Genomic DNA, 778 nt, shown 5'->3' with positions numbered 1-778 from the left:
TCACTTCAGCGCCAACTTCTGAGTCTGACGTCAGTGTTAGCGTCATAGCGTCATCACCAATATGAGAAATTAATCCCATATTAACTGATTCCCAATCCGGAGTTTTGATGCCTGATACTGCTTTTAGTTCCATTCCAGATTCAATTCCTGCCTCAGCAACAATCGAATTGGGCGTAACTTCACCAATTACGGGTTTTACCGCAGGTACACCAATCAGGAAAACCAACCAATAAGCAAAAATAGCAAATAAGAAATTAAAGATAGGGCCAGCTGCAACAATAGACGTTCGTTTCCAAAGCGGCTTTTGATCAAAGGCTAAATGTTTTTCACTTTCTGGCACATCGTCAACACGGCTATCTACCATTTTGACGTATCCACCAAGAGGAATCATTGAGATAGTGTATTCGGTTCCGTCTTGACCAACTTTTCGCCAAATAGACTTACCAAAACCGATGGAAAATCTTTCAACCTTCACGCCACAACGACGAGCAACCCAAAAGTGCCCAAACTCGTGCACGGCAACGAGAATGCCCAGTGCAACGATAAAAGAAACAAGATTCCACAAAATACCAGTCATTAGCTACGCTCGCGTATAATTTCTAGGGCGATAGTTCGAGACATTCTATCTAGCTCTAGCAAGCTTTCCAAGCTATTCGCATTCTCAGGTTTGCAGCTTGCGGTGATTTTATGCAAAACCAATTCATTGATGCGAGCTATGTCTGTAAAACCAAGGCGATTATTTAGAAACGCATCAACAGCAACTTCATTGGCTGCATTT

At 42.4% G+C, this 778-nt stretch carries 1 protein-coding gene and 1 pseudogene; both read right to left on the bottom strand.

The genetic code is table 11. The annotated features are described in order from the left end of the window. On the bottom strand, positions 1-577 hold a 577-nt coding region (gene rseP, locus R7Q09_RS25100), incomplete at its 3' end, for an RIP metalloprotease RseP (protein WP_318143814.1). Further along, a pseudogene (locus tag R7Q09_RS25095) lies at positions 577-778 on the bottom strand (1-deoxy-D-xylulose-5-phosphate reductoisomerase); the annotation flags it as partial. The pseudogene R7Q09_RS25095 and the gene rseP, both read right to left, overlap by 1 nt.

The sequence above is a fragment of the Vibrio sp. 2130-1 genome, assembly GCF_033339515.1.
The sequence above is the reverse complement of the archived record's forward strand: the minus strand, read 5'-3'. Positions and strand labels throughout refer to the sequence as shown.